This is a genomic window from Achromobacter sp. ISS7 (assembly GCF_056523125.1).
Genome location: NZ_JAWRZD010000001.1, coordinates 639,012 through 652,754, shown reverse-complemented (window position 1 = coordinate 652,754; position 13,743 = coordinate 639,012). Strand labels below are relative to the sequence as shown.

13 protein-coding genes are annotated in these 13,743 nt (G+C 67.6%); 9 read left to right on the top strand and 4 right to left on the bottom strand.

What is annotated here, in order from left to right:
* Positions 1–4 precede the first annotated feature (4 nt).
* Both AC1HFW_RS02945 and AC1HFW_RS02940 read left to right on the top strand, forming a co-directional pair.
* The gene (locus AC1HFW_RS02945) at positions 5–1,264 is read left to right on the top strand and encodes an EmrA/EmrK family multidrug efflux transporter periplasmic adaptor subunit (RefSeq protein ID WP_479281718.1); all 1,260 of its coding nucleotides are present in this window, start codon (positions 5–7) and stop codon (positions 1,262–1,264) included.
* A gap of 12 nt (positions 1,265–1,276) precedes the next feature.
* Entirely contained in the window at positions 1,277–2,896 is a 1,620-nt protein-coding gene (locus AC1HFW_RS02940; protein WP_006393921.1) for a DHA2 family efflux MFS transporter permease subunit, read from the top strand.
* A 63-nt stretch (positions 2,897–2,959) separates the two neighbouring features.
* On the opposite strand, the gene AC1HFW_RS02935 is transcribed toward AC1HFW_RS02940, so the two are convergent.
* The 3 genes from AC1HFW_RS02935 to AC1HFW_RS02925 form a co-directional block, all read right to left on the bottom strand.
* Positions 2,960–3,916: a hypothetical protein gene (locus AC1HFW_RS02935; RefSeq protein WP_035360145.1), complete on the bottom strand. Its 957-nt coding sequence runs from the start codon at positions 3,914–3,916 to the stop codon at positions 2,960–2,962.
* Positions 3,917–3,944: 28 nt separating this feature from the next.
* Positions 3,945–5,012 carry a tartrate dehydrogenase gene (locus AC1HFW_RS02930; protein WP_479281716.1) on the bottom strand — a complete coding sequence of 356 codons (1,068 nt, stop codon included), beginning with the start codon at positions 5,010–5,012 and terminating at the stop codon, positions 3,945–3,947.
* A 144-nt stretch (positions 5,013–5,156) separates the two neighbouring features.
* Positions 5,157–6,680, bottom strand: a complete 1,524-nt coding sequence (locus tag AC1HFW_RS02925; RefSeq protein WP_006393918.1) for a helicase HerA-like C-terminal domain-containing protein — start codon at positions 6,678–6,680, stop codon at positions 5,157–5,159.
* 159 nt (positions 6,681–6,839) lie between these two features.
* Between AC1HFW_RS02925 and AC1HFW_RS02920 the strand changes: the two genes are divergently transcribed.
* The 7 genes from AC1HFW_RS02920 to AC1HFW_RS02890 all read left to right on the top strand — a co-directional run bounded on the left by AC1HFW_RS02920 (position 6,840) and on the right by AC1HFW_RS02890 (position 12,052).
* Entirely contained in the window at positions 6,840–7,571 is a 732-nt protein-coding gene (locus AC1HFW_RS02920) for a YebC/PmpR family DNA-binding transcriptional regulator (protein WP_006393917.1), read from the top strand.
* A 45-nt stretch (positions 7,572–7,616) separates the two neighbouring features.
* Positions 7,617–8,924, top strand: a complete 1,308-nt coding sequence (gene purD / locus AC1HFW_RS02915; protein WP_006393916.1) for a phosphoribosylamine--glycine ligase — start codon at positions 7,617–7,619, stop codon at positions 8,922–8,924.
* 12 nt (positions 8,925–8,936) lie between these two features.
* Positions 8,937–9,848 carry an oxygen-dependent coproporphyrinogen oxidase gene (hemF, locus tag AC1HFW_RS02910; protein WP_479281713.1) on the top strand — a complete coding sequence of 304 codons (912 nt, stop codon included), beginning with the start codon at positions 8,937–8,939 and terminating at the stop codon, positions 9,846–9,848.
* Positions 9,845–10,432, top strand: a complete 588-nt coding sequence (nadD, locus tag AC1HFW_RS02905) for a nicotinate (nicotinamide) nucleotide adenylyltransferase (protein WP_116521359.1) — start codon at positions 9,845–9,847, stop codon at positions 10,430–10,432. Before hemF ends, nadD begins: the two co-directional genes overlap by 4 nt.
* Positions 10,433–10,504: 72 nt before the next feature.
* A complete protein-coding gene (gene rsfS / locus AC1HFW_RS02900; protein WP_006393913.1) occupies positions 10,505–10,909 on the top strand; it encodes a ribosome silencing factor in 405 nt (134 codons plus the stop codon).
* Between the two features lie 8 nt (positions 10,910–10,917).
* Positions 10,918–11,388 (top strand): 23S rRNA (pseudouridine(1915)-N(3))-methyltransferase RlmH, encoded by a 471-nt coding sequence (gene rlmH, locus AC1HFW_RS02895; protein ID WP_006387790.1) that lies wholly within the window; start codon positions 10,918–10,920, stop codon positions 11,386–11,388.
* A 49-nt stretch (positions 11,389–11,437) separates the two neighbouring features.
* Positions 11,438–12,052, top strand: a complete 615-nt coding sequence (locus AC1HFW_RS02890; protein WP_241067878.1) for a Maf family protein — start codon at positions 11,438–11,440, stop codon at positions 12,050–12,052.
* Between the two features lie 73 nt (positions 12,053–12,125).
* On the opposite strand, the gene AC1HFW_RS02885 is transcribed toward AC1HFW_RS02890, so the two are convergent.
* Positions 12,126–13,460, bottom strand: a complete 1,335-nt coding sequence (locus tag AC1HFW_RS02885; protein ID WP_061071906.1) for a dicarboxylate/amino acid:cation symporter — start codon at positions 13,458–13,460, stop codon at positions 12,126–12,128.
* Positions 13,461–13,743 lie beyond the last annotated feature (283 nt).

Below are 13,743 nucleotides of genomic sequence, written 5' to 3'. Positions count from 1 at the left end.
CGTCATGAACGCAGCCACTCCCACGACCAACCCCGCCCGCAAACGCCTGCTGCTGACCGCGACCGGCGTTTTCATCCTCATCGCGATCGCCTACGGCATCTGGTGGGCCCTGTTCGGCGCCCACTTCGAAAGCACCGACGACGCCTACGTGCACGGCAACCTGGTGCAGATCACGCCCCAGGTGCCCGGCACCGTGGTCGCCATCGAGGCCGACGACACCGAGACCGTCACCGCCGGCCAGCCGCTGGTGCGCATCGACCCGGCCGACACGCAGGTCGCCCTGCAGCAGGCCGAGGCCAAGCTGGCGCAGACCGTGCGCCAGGTCCGCACCTATTACGTCCAGAACGACGCGCTGGCCGCTGACGTCGACCTGCGCCAGGCCGACATCCAGCGCGCCCAGGCCGAACTGACCCGCGCCCAGAGCGACGTCACCCGCCGCCAGCAACTGGCCAAGTCGGGCGGCGTCAGCGGCGAGGAAATCCTGCACGCCGAAGCCGCGTTGAAGACCGCGCAATCCGGCCTGGCGCAGGCCCGCGCCGCGCTGGCCGCATCGCGCGCCAAGTTGGCGACCAACCAGGCGCTGACCCAAGGCACCACGGTGGCCGACCACCCTGACGTGCGCCAGGCCGTCGCCGGCCTGCGCAACGCCTGGCTGGCGCAATCGCGCACGGTGCTGCCCGCCCCCGTCGGCGGCGTCATCGCCCGCCGCACCGTGCAGGTCGGCCAGCGCGTGGCCCCCGGCGCCGCGCTCATGACGGTGGTGCCGCTGGACCAGGTCTGGGTCGAAGCCAACTTCAAGGAAGGCCAGCTGCGCAAGATGCGCATCGGCCAGCCGGTCAAGATGACCGCCGACCTGTATGGCAGCTCGATCACCTACCACGGCACCGTCGCCGGACTGGACGCCGGCACCGGCAGCGCCTTCGCCCTGCTGCCGGCCCAGAACGCCACCGGCAACTGGATCAAGGTGGTGCAGCGCGTGCCCGTGCGCATCGCCCTCGACCCCGAGGACCTGAAGACGCATCCGCTGCGCGTAGGCCTGTCGATGGACGTGGAAGTCGACGTCGGCAAGCAGGACGGCGAAGCGCTGACCACCGCCGCCCGCAAGGAACCGGCCTGGTCGACGCGCGCCTTCGAACCAGCCCATGACGAGGTCGACGCCCTGATCGGCAAGATCATCCAGGCCAACCTCGCCTCCGACGAATTCACCCCGCAGGCGGCGCAGTCGCCCGTGGCCAAAGAGGGCTTGGCGCGCGGCGCCAAGTAAGGGAGCTTTCCCATGAGCACCACCGCTCAGCCCGCGGCCGGCGGCGCCCCCGCCGAGCCGACCGTACTCCCGCCCGGGACCTACCCGCCGCTGGAAGGCGCCACCCGCATCATCGGGTCGATCGCGCTGTCCACGGCGGTGTTCATGAACGTGCTGGACACCTCGATCGCGAACGTGTCCATTCCCACCATCTCCGGCGACCTCGGTGTCAGCTCCAGCCAGGGCACCTGGGTCATCACCTCGTTCGCGGTGGCCAACGCCATCACCGTGCCGCTGACCGGCTGGCTGACGCAGCGCTTCGGCCAGGTGCGGCTGTTCCTGATCTCCACCCTGCTGTTCGTGCTGGCCTCGTGGCTGTGCGGCTTCTCGCCCTCGCTCGAAGCCCTGATCGCGTTCCGCGTGCTGCAGGGCGCCGTGGCCGGGCCGATGATCCCGCTGTCGCAGACCCTGATGCTGGCCAGCTTCCCCAAGTCCAAGGCGGGCATGGCGCTGGCGGTCTGGTCCATGACGACACTGGTGGCGCCGGTGGCCGGCCCCCTGCTCGGCGGCTGGATCTCCGACAACTACACCTGGCCGTGGATCTTCTACATCAACGTGCCGGTGGGCCTGCTGGCGGCGTGGATCAGCTGGCGCATCTACGGCAACCGCGAATCGCTGACCCGCAAGCTGCCGATCGACAAGCTCGGCCTGGTGCTGCTGGTGGTGTGGGTCGGCTCGCTGCAGATCATGCTCGACAAGGGCAAGGAACTGGACTGGTTCGCCAGCCCCACCATCATCGCCCTGGCCGCCATCGCCTTCGTCGCCTTCGTCTTCTTCCTCATCTGGGAACTGACCGACGCGCACCCGGTGGTCGACCTGCGCCTGTTCAAGATCCGCAATTTCACGGTCGGCGCGCTGACGCTGGCGGTGGCCTACGGCGTGTTCTTCGGCAACGTGGTGCTGCTGCCGCTCTGGCTGCAGAGCTACATGGGCTACACGGCCACCTACGCCGGCCTGGTGACCGCGCCGGTGGGCCTGCTGGCCATCCTGCTCACGCCGATGGTGGGCAAGATGCTGGCCACCCGCGACCCGCGCCAGATCGTGACGGTGGCGTTCCTGATCTTCGCGCTGGTGTGCTTCATGCGTTCGGGCTTCAACACCCAGACCGACGTGCGCACGCTGATGATCCCGACCATCATCCAGGGCGCGGCCATGGCGGCGTTCTTCGTGCCGCTGACCTCGATCACGCTGTCGAGCATCGAGCCCTGGCGCATCCCGGCCGCCTCGGGCCTGTCGAACTTCCTGCGGCTGACCGCGGGCGCCTTCGGCACCTCGATCGCGACCACCCTGTGGGAGAACCGCGCCACGCTGCACCATGTGCAATTGACCGAGTCCGCGCGGCCCGGCCAGCAGGCGTTCGACCAGACGCTCGACGTCCTGCAGAACACGGTCGGCATGTCGCACCAGCAGTCCTTGAGCACGGTCGACCGGCTGATCAACGCGCAGGCGTTCACGATGTCCGCGGTGGATGTGTTCTACGCCTCGGCGGTGATCTTCCTGTTGCTGACCGGCCTGGTCTGGTTCGCCCGGCCACGCTCGGCCAAGGCGGGCGGTGGCGGCGGCGCGGCCGAAGCGGCGGCGGGCGCCCACTGAGCCCCCTGCCCGCGCGGCAGGATGCACCAGGAAAAAGGCCCGGCAAATTTGCCGGGCCTTTTTTCAATGTTTCAGCAGCGTATGCCAGTCCTGCCGCTCGATCACCTCCGGCGGCAACGCGCTCACCGGCGACAGGTTGATCACCGACACGCCACGCCCGCGCCACTGCTGCGCGGCGAAACGGAACGAGGGCTCGATGAGGCGGGCGAAGTTGCGCGCCAACCGGCTGGTCTGCGGCGTCTCGCCTTCGTCGTAGAAGCGCATGCCGTGCTGCAACGTCAGGTCCAGGCCGTGCAGATAGACCTTGCGCGCGCCGCCCGAGATCATGACCTGCAGCGCCACGTAGGCCACCGTGTCCGCGTCGAACACGCCCAGGGACGCGTCGAAGCTGTAGCCCAGGCCCTGCTTGGCGTCCAGCAGCCGCAGGTCGGGCGACGCGGCCACCATGCGCTTGAGCACCGCGGGCGCGGCGCTGCGCTGGTAGGCGCGTTCGGAAATGAACTCGATGATGCAGATGCGGCAGCGGATCTCTTCCTGCGGAATCCCCTGCATGATGTAGCGCAGCACGTCGGGCAGCACGTACAGCGTCAGGTCACAGGCGACGATCTCGCGCACCAGGTCGATGCGATCGCGCACGAAATTCTGGTCGATGATGCAGTAGTACTTGAACTGCACATTGAACTTGCGCGCCAGCGCGATCGAGCCGTTCACCCCCATGGCCGCCCGGATGTCCAGGCGGTCGTAGGGAATCTCGGCGATCGACGGCCCGCTCAGGATCAGGTGCATCTCGTCGTCGTCGGGGTCGTACCCCTGCTCCAACGGCGTGATGGGCACGGACCGGCCGAACGCGCGGAAACCACAGATCACCCCGGCGGGATTGCGCCAGATGCGCACGAACGGCCACAGGTGCTGATTGTGCCGCTGCGTGCGCGACCGCAACATCCGGAACAGCTTGCGGGCGAAGCGGTCGGCACGGCTGCCGCCCACCGGGGCGGAGGGGGAGGCGATGGAATCGACCATGGTCTGGCCCCCCTGGCAAGGCATCGCGCTAGCTCGCCACGATCAGCGACGCAATGGCGTCGCCTACTTCGGCGGTGGACGCGGTGCCCTTCATGTCGCGCGTGCGCGGGCCATCGGCCAGCACCGTTTCAATGGCGCGGACCACGGCCGCCGAGGCGTCGTCATAACCCAGGAAGTCGAGCATCAGCGCGCCGCTCCAGATCTGGCCGATCGGATTGGCGATGCCTTTGCCATAGATATCGGGTGCGGAACCATGCACGGGCTCGAACAGGGACGGGAATTTGCGCTCGGGGTTCAGGTTGGCCGACGGCGCGATGCCGATCGTCCCCGTGCAGGCGGGGCCGAGATCGGAAAGGATATCGCCGAAAAGGTTGGAAGCCACGACCACGTCGAACCAGTCAGGATGCTGCACGAAATGCGCGCAGAGGATATCGATGTGATATTTGTCCCAGCGGACATCCGGATAGTTCCCGGCCATTTCCGCCACGCGCTGGTCCCACCAGGGCATCGAAATCGAAATGCCGTTGGACTTGGTCGCCGCCGTCAGGTGCTTGCCGCGCTTGCGCGCCAGCTCGAAGGCGAATTTCAGCACGCGCTCGGCGCCGATGCGGGTAAATACGCTTTCCTGGATGACCACCTCGCGCTCGGTGCCGCCGAACAGGACGCCGCCGCTGTTGGAATATTCACCCTCGGTGTTTTCACGCACGATGAAGAAATCGATCTCGCCGGGCTGGCGGCCGGCCAGCGGCGAAGGCACGCCGGGCATCAGGCGCACCGGGCGCAGATTGATGTATTGGTCGAATTCGCGGCGGAACTTGAACAGCGAGCCCCACAGCGCCTCGTGGTCGGGCACCGTGGCGGGCCAGCCGATGGCGCCGAAGAAAATCGCTTCATGCTGGCCGATCTGCCGCTGCCAATCGTCCGGCATCATTTTGCCGTGCTTGGCGTAATAATCGCAGCTCCAGTCGAAGTGGTCCCACTGGAAATCAATGCCGAAGCGCGACGCCACGGCGTCCAGCACTTTCAGGCCTTCCGGAACGACTTCCTTGCCGATTCCGTCCCCTGGGACCACCGCAATCTTGTGTTTTTTTGCCACCACCGTTTCCTTTGTAATCCTGGATTGCACCGCCCAGAATCATAGGCATAAATGGCGGTAACGCAATACCCCAAGTTACAAACAACGTACTACCCGACGTTACAGCGCCGGGGTTCGGTTTGTTCCGGAGATGGAATACAGAATTCAACGGCGCGTCTTGGACCCCAGGAGCGATCCGAGAATGCCGCGCGCCAGTTGCGTCGCGATCGAACGCGCCGTGCTCTTGGCGAAAGTCTGCACCACGCCGTCGCGCTTGCCGCCACGCGGACCGGTGGAGCCGAACAGCACATCGTTCAGGCTGTCCATCAGGCCGCCGCCCTGCGCCTCGGCTGGGGCGCCGCCCGCCGTCGGCGTCGGCGCGGCCCTCCCGGGCGCCTGGTCGGCCGGCGCGGCGGCGCGTCCGGCCAGCACTTCGTAGGCGGATTCGCGGTCGATGGCCTTGTCATATTTGGCGGACATGGGGCTGCCCTGGCGCAAGGCCTGGCGCTCGGCGTCGGTGGCCGGGCCGATGCGGCTGCCGGGCGGCACGATCCAGGCGCGCTCGGTCGGCATCGGCCGGCCCTTGGCGTCCAGCAGCGACACCAGCGCCTCGCCCACGCCCAATTCGGTAATGGCCGCTTCGATGTCCAGCCCAGGATTGGGCCGCATGGTCTGGGCCGCGGTCTTGACGGCCTTCTGGTCGCGCGGCGTGAAGGCGCGCAACGCGTGCTGCACCCGGTTGCCCAGCTGGCCCAGCACGGTGTCCGGAATGTCCAGCGGGTTCTGCGTCACGAAATAGACGCCCACGCCCTTGGAACGCACCAGGCGCACCACCTGCTCGATCTTGGTCAGCAGCGCCGGCGGCGCGTCGTTGAACAGCAGGTGCGCCTCGTCGAAGAAGAACACCAGCTTGGGCTGGTCGACGTCGCCCACTTCCGGCAGTTTCTCGTACAGGTCGGCCAGCAGCCACAGCAGGAAGATGGCGTACAGCCGCGGCGCCTGCATCAGCTTGTCGGCGGCCAGCACGTTGACGATGCCGTGGCCCTGGGCGTCGGTGCGCATCAGGTCGGCCACGTCCAGCATCGGCTCGCCGAAGAATTTCTCGGCGCCCTGCGACTCCAGCGCCAGCAGGCCGCGCTGGATCGCGCCGACGCTGGCGGCGGACACATTGCCGTAGCGGGTCTTGAGCTCGGCGGCGCGGTCGGCGACGTTCTGCAGCATGGCGCGCAGGTCTTTCAGGTCCAGCAGCAGCTGGCCTTCGTCGTCCGCCACCTTGAACACCAGCGTCAGCACGCCTTCCTGGGTGTCGTTCAGTTCGAGGATGCGCGCCAGCAGCAGCGGCCCCATGTCGGTGATGGTGGCGCGCACCGGCGTGCCCTGCTCGCCGAACACGTCCCACAAGGCCACCGGGCTGGCGCCCCAGGCCGGTTCGTCCAGGCCCAGGTTCTTGAGCCGCTCCTGCAGCTTGGGGCTGGCCACCCCCGCCTGCGAGATGCCGGTCAGGTCGCCCTTGACGTCGGCCATGAAGACCGGCGTGCCGAGGCGGGAAAAGGACTCGGCCAGGACCTGCAGGGTGACGGTCTTGCCGGTGCCGGTGGCGCCGGTGATGCAGCCGTGGCGGTTGGCCAGGGCTGGCAGCAGCGCCAACTCGGTCTGCGCATTCTTGGCGATGACGATGGGGTTGGGCATGGGCTGCTCTCCGGACCGGAATGACTCAGATGCCCAAGTGTAGAGCCTGCGGTGGCGCTTGTGCGCGTGGCAATATGGACACAGGCGGCCGACTCCCGGGCGCGCAGGCCGCCGGCACGGTAAAATGCCGTTTTTGCAGACAATTTATCCTGGGAAGCCATGGCCGGACACAGCAAATGGGCCAATATTCAGCACCGCAAAGGCCGCCAAGACGCCAAACGCGGAAAGCTCTGGACCAAGATCATTCGTGAAATCACCGTGGCGGCGCGCGCCGGCGGCCCCGACCCGGACAGCAACCCGCGCTTGCGCATGGCCTGGGACAAGGCCACCGACGCCAACATGCCCAAGGACAACATCCAGCGCGCCATCCAGCGCGGCGCGGGCGGCGCGGACGGCGAAGCGTACGAAGAAGTGCGCTACGAGGGCTACGGCATCGGCGGCGCGGCGGTCATCGTCGACTGCATGACGGACAACCGCACCCGCACCGTGGCCGAAGTGCGCCACGCCTTCGCCAAGAACGGCGGCAACCTGGGCCAGGAAGGCTCGGTGGCCTTCATGTTCAAGCACTGCGGCCAATTCGTGTTCGCCCCCGGCACGCCGGAAGACCAGGTCATGGAAGCCGCCCTCGAGGCCGGCGCCGAAGACGTCGCCACCGACGAGGAAGGCGTGATCGAAGTCATCTGCGCCCCGACCGACTACGCCGCCGTGCGCAAGGCGTTCGACGACGCCGGCCTGAAGGCCGAAGTCGACGGCATCGTCATGAAGGCCCTGAACGAAACCGAACTGGCCGGCGAAGACGCCATCAAGATGCAGAAGCTGCTCGACGCCCTGGAAGGCCTGGACGACGTGCAGGAAGTCTATACCACCGTCATTTTCGACGAAGCGCAGTAAGTTGTCTCGCGACACTCGACTGGCAACCTTAAGAATCACGCAACAATGAAACTCCTGGTAATTGGCTCGGGCGGCCGCGAACATGCCCTCGCCTGGCGACTGGCCCGCTCCCCGCGCGTGCACAAGGTGTACGTGGCGCCGGGCAACGGTGGCACGCAACGGGCCGAGCAGATGGAAAACATCGCGCTCACCAATGCCGAGGAATTGGCTGATTTCGTCCAGCGCGAAGGCATCGCCCTGACCGTCGTCGGCCCCGAGGCGCCGCTGGCCGCCGGCGTGGTCGACGTCTTCCGCGCCCGCGGCCTGAAGATCTTCGGGCCGACCAAGGCCGCCGCGCAGCTGGAAAGCTCCAAGGACTACGCCAAGGCCTTCATGGTCCGGCACAACATCCCGACCGCGCGCTACGAGACCTTCACCGATCCCGCCGCCGCCCACGCCTATATCGACCAGGAAGGCGCCCCCATCGTGATCAAGGCCGACGGCCTGGCCGCGGGCAAGGGCGTGGTGGTCGCCGCCACGCTCGAAGAGGCGCATGCCGCCGTCGACGCCATGCTGGGCGACGGCTCCATGGGCGAAGCCGGCGCGCGCGTCGTCATCGAGGAATGCCTGGTGGGCGAGGAAGCCAGCTTCATCGTCATGTGCGACGGCCGCAACGTGCTGGCCCTGGCCACCAGCCAGGACCACAAGCGCCTGCAGGACGGCGACCAGGGTCCGAACACCGGCGGCATGGGCGCCTACTCGCCCGCCCCCATCGTCACGCCCGAACTGCACCACCGCATCATGCGCGAAATCATCCTGCCGACCGTGCAGGGCATGACGCGCGACGGCATTCCCTACACCGGCTTCCTGTATGCCGGCCTGATGATCGCCCCCGGCGATGATCCCGACCGCGACATCAAGACACTGGAATTCAACTGCCGCATGGGCGACCCGGAAACCCAGCCGATCATGATGCGCGTCAAGAGCGACCTGCTGGACGCGCTCGAGCACGCCGTCGAAGGCACGCTGGACCAGGCCGACATCACCTGGGACCGCCGCACCGCCCTGGGCGTGGTGCTGGCGTCGCACAACTACCCCAACACCCCGCGCACCGGCGACGTCATCCGCGGCCTGCCCGCCGACGCCGACGATTGCATGGTGTTCCACGCGGCCACCCGCCTGGAAGGCGAGGAAACCCAGACCACCGGCGGCCGCGTGCTGTGCGTCACCGCGCTGGGCGACTCGGTCAAAATGGCGCGCGACCGCGTCTACGAAGCCATCGACGGCATCCACTTCGACGGCCGCCAGTACCGCAGCGATATCGGCTGGCGCGCGCTCAAGCCGTCGCAGCAGAAGCCCAAGTCGAACGCGTAGCCGGAAACGCCGATGAACGCCTTGCCCGTCGCCGACGTCCGCGGCTACCTCACCGGCCTGCAGTCCCGCATCGTCGCCGCGCTGGAGGCCGCCGAAGGCGGCCCCTTCCGCAGCGACGAATGGGTCCGGCCCGAAGGCGGCGGCGGCCTGTCGCGCCTGCTCGAAGGCGGCCAGCTGTTCGAGCGCGCCGGCGTGCTGTTCAGCCACGTCCGCGGCTCGAAGCTGCCGCCGTCGGCCAGCGCGCACCGGCCCGAGCTTGCCGGCCGCTCCTGGGAAGCCATGGGCGTGTCGATGGTGCTGCACCCGCGCAATCCGTATGTGCCCACCACGCACATGAACGTGCGCATGTTCGTCGCCGCGGCCCGCCCCGGCCATGACGAAGCCGACGTGTTCTGGTTCGGCGGCGGCATCGACCTGACGCCCTACTACCCCTTCGAGGAAGACGCGCGCCACTTCCACACGGTGTGCCGCGACGCCCTGGCCGGCCACGGCGCCGACTACTACCCGCGCTACAAGCGCTGGTGCGACGAGTATTTCTTCCTCAAGCACCGCAACGAAACCCGCGGCATCGGCGGCATCTTCTTCGACGACCTGAACGCCCCCGGCTTCGACGCCTCGTTCGCGCTGACGCGCTCGGTCGGCGACGCCTTCCTCGACAGCTATCTGCCGATCGTCGAACGCCGCCGCGGCACGCCCTACGGCGAACGCGAACGCGACTTCCAGGCCTATCGCCGCGGCCGCTATGTCGAATTCAACCTGGTGTTCGACCGCGGCACGCTGTTCGGCCTGCAATCCGGCGGCCGCACCGAGTCGATCCTGCTGTCCATGCCGCCACTGGCGCAATGGCGCTACGACTGGCATCCACAAGCGGGCACGCCCGAAGCCGAATTGGCCGCCTACCTGACGCCGCGGGACTGGGCGTGAAGCGTATCGGGCTCCTGGGCGGCAGTTTCGACCCCGTCCACGTCGCGCATGTCGCGCTGGCCGACAACGCCTTGCGCGCGCTCGGCCTGGCCCAGGTGCAACTGATCCCGGCGGCCAACCCGTGGCAGCGCGCGGCCCTGAACGCCACCGAGGACCAGCGCCGCGCCATGCTGGAACTGGCCATCGCCGGCCACGACGGCCTGGTCGTCAATCCGATCGAACTCGAGCGCGGCGGCGCCACCTACACCATCGACACCCTGCGCGCCCTGCCCGCGGATGTCCGCTACGTCTGGCTGCTCGGCGCCGACCAGCTGGCCAATTTCTGCACCTGGCAGTCCTGGCGCGAGATCGCCAGCCTGGTCGACCTGGCGGTGGCGACGCGGCCCGGCACGCCGCTGGCGCCGCCCGCCGAACTGGCGGACTGGCTGCGCGTCCAGGGACGCCAGCTGGAAGAATTGCCGTTTGCCCCGATGCCGGTGTCGGCCTCGCAGATCCGCGAGCGCCTGGCGCGGGGCGAATCCACCGACGGCCTGCTGGCCCCTTCCGTCGCCGCCTATATTGCGGCGCACCATCTTTACCGATAAACCCATCCCGCCCGGGCGCGCAGCGCCACGGAACCGGCACCCGCCGTCCGTGAGCGGGTTATATTTGCAGCTATGGATATTCAGAAACTCCAACGCGCCGTCATCGACGCCCTCGAAGACGTCAAGGCGCAAGACATCAAGGTCTTCAACACCACGCATCTGACCAGCCTGTTCGATCGCGTCGTGATTGCAAGCGCCACCTCCAACCGCCAGACGCGGGCGCTGGCCGCCAGCGTGGCCGACCGCGGCCGCGCGCTCGACCTCTCCGGCATCACGATCGAAGGCGAAGACACCGGCGAATGGGTCGTCGTCGACCTGGGCGATGTCGTGGTCCACATCATGCAGCCCGCCATCCGCCAGTACTACAACCTGGAAGAGATCTGGGGCGGCAAGCCGGTGCGCGTCAAACTGCTGCCCGAATCGACCCGGGTCGCGCCGATCGCCAGCGACAGCGCCTACGACAGCACCGACGACTAAGGCGCGTCGTGAAGCTGATCGTCGCCGCCGTGGGCACGCGCATGCCGGACTGGGTGCAGACCGCCTGGGACGACTACGCCAAGCGCCTGCCGCCCGACTGCGCACTCGAACTGCGCGAGATCAAGCCCGAACCCCGCACTACCGGCAAGACGCCGGCCCAGATGATGGCCGCCGAGGCCAAGCGCATCGAGGCCGCCCTGCCGGCCGGCGCGCTGCGCCTGGCGCTGGACGAGCGCGGCCGCGACCTCACCACCATGGCGTTGTCGCAGAAGCTCGAACAATGGCGCGCGGGCGGCCAGGACGTCGCTTTCCTGGTCGGCGGCCCGGACGGCCTGGATGCCGACCTCAAGGCCTCGTGCAGCGGCCAGTTGCGGCTGTCGTCGCTGACGCTGCCGCACCCCATGGTGCGCGTGGTGCTGGCCGAACAGCTCTACCGCGCCTGGGCCATCATGACCAACCATCCCTATCACCGCGCCTGAGGCATGACGCCCGGCGCCAGCCTGGCGCGCCCGCCACGCGCCGCCTCCCATGACTGACGCCTCCTCTCCCGCACGCCTCTACCTCGCCTCCGCCAGCCCCCGCCGGCGCGAACTGCTGACGCAGATCGGCCTGGCGCACGAAGTGCTGCGCGTGCCCGCGCCGCCCGGCGAAGACGAACCGCAACACCCCGGCGAAAGCGCCGCCGACTACGTCCAGCGCACTGCGCGCGACAAGGCCGAGCGCGGCCGCGACTGGTTGCGCGCGCAAGCCCTGCCCGCCCTGCCGCTGCTGGCCGCCGACACCACCGTGATCCTCGACGGCCAGGTGCTGGGCAAGCCCGCCGATCGCGACGATGCCATCCGCATCCTGCAGGCGCTGTCGGGCCAGACGCACCAGGTGCACACCGCCGTCGCGCTGTGGACGGGCGACCGCCTGCTGGAAGCGGTCTCGATCACCCACGTGCGGATGCGTCCGCTCGAACTCGACGAAATCGCGCGCTACTGCGACAGCGGCGAGCCTTACGGCAAGGCCGGCGCCTATGGCATCCAGGGCCTGGCCGGCACCTTCGTCGCGAACATCGATGGCAGCTACACCGGCGTCATGGGCCTGCCGCTGTTCGAGACCGCCAACCTGTTGCGGGCCGCGGGCATCGCGATTCCCTGATTCCGCGCGATCCCATGAAAAAGCCCCCGTGCCTTGCGGCCGGGGGCTTTTCGTTGCGATCGGATTATCGCGATCAGCTCTGCGAGGTCGACACCCGAGCCATCGCCTGCGGCTGCGCGGCCGGCGCCTCGCCTTCCAGCGCGGCATGCAGCTGGTCCTTGTCCAGTTCGCCTTCCCAGCGCGCCACGACGACGGCGGCGGTGGCGTTGCCGACCAGGTTGGTCAGCGCGCGGCATTCGGACATGAAGCGGTCCACGCCCAGGATCAGCGCCATGCCGGCCACCGGCACCGTCGGCACCACCGACAGCGTCGCGGCCAGCGTGATGAAGCCGGCGCCCGTCACGCCCGCGGCGCCCTTGGAGCTCAGCATCGCCACCAGCAACAGCAGGATCTGGTCGCCCAGCGACAGCGGAATGTCGCAGGCCTGGGCGATGAACAGCGCCGCCATCGTCATGTAGATGTTGGTGCCGTCCAGGTTGAACGAATAGCCGGTGGGCACCACCAGGCCGACGACCGACTTCGAGCAGCCGGCGCGTTCCATCTTCTGCATCAGCGTCGGCAGCGCCGCTTCCGACGAGCTCGTGCCCAGCACCAGCAGCAGTTCTTCGCGGATGTAGCGCACCAGCTTCAGGATCGAGAAGCCGTTGTAGCGCGCCACCAGGCCCAGCACCACCACCACGAACAGCACCGCGGTGGCGTAGAACGTGCCCACCAGCATCGCCAGGTTGATGATCGACTTGATGCCGTACTTGCCGATGGTGAAGGCCATGGCGCCGAAGGCGCCGATGGGCGCGGCCTTCATCAGGATGGCGACCAGCTTGAAGATGGGCTGGGCCAGCGCCGTCAGGAAGTCCAGCACCGGCTTGCCGCGCTCGCCGACCTGCGCCAGCGCGATGCCGAACAGCACGGCCACGAACAGCACCTGCAGGATGTCGCCGCCGACGAACGGACTGAAGATCGTGGTGGGGATGACGTTCAGCAGGAAGCCGGTGATGGTCGAGTCATGCGCCTTGGCGACATAGCCCGACACCGCCTTCTGGTCCAGCGTGGCCGGATTGATGTGCATGCCGGCGCCCGGCTGCACGATGTGGCTCACCACCATGCCCACGATCAGGGCCAGGGTCGAGAACACCAGGAAGTACAGCATGGCCTTGCCCGCCACGCGACCGACCTTCTTCAGGTCGCTCATGGCCGCGATACCGGTCGCCACCGTCAGGAAGATCACCGGGGCGATGATCATCTTCACCAGCTTGATGAAGCCGTCACCCAGGGGTTGCATGGCCTGGCCGAGGTCGGGCTTGAAATAGCCCAGCAGAATGCCGATCACAATCGCGAAAAGCACCTGCACGTACAGGATTTGATAGAACTTGAGCTTGCGCGCGGGCGCGCTTTGATCTACTTCGATCATCGGGATTTGTCCCCACCAGGGGCCCCATGCTCCATGCGACGATGCGCAGCGGGTATCGGGGCGTTATCTCTTTTAAAGCCTTGCGTATCTCCGCAGGCCGATTTCACCCGGTGAGCAATATCGCCGGGCTTGCCCAGCTATATGCAAATGCCGTGCCAACCAGCGGCCGATGTTTCCCTGGATTCAAGCCCTTGATTCAGCGACGATTTTTCAGGTGAGCCCTGGATGCCACCGAAAAGAATGGCGGAATATCACACAGAACTCGGCTAGAATGTGCGAAAAA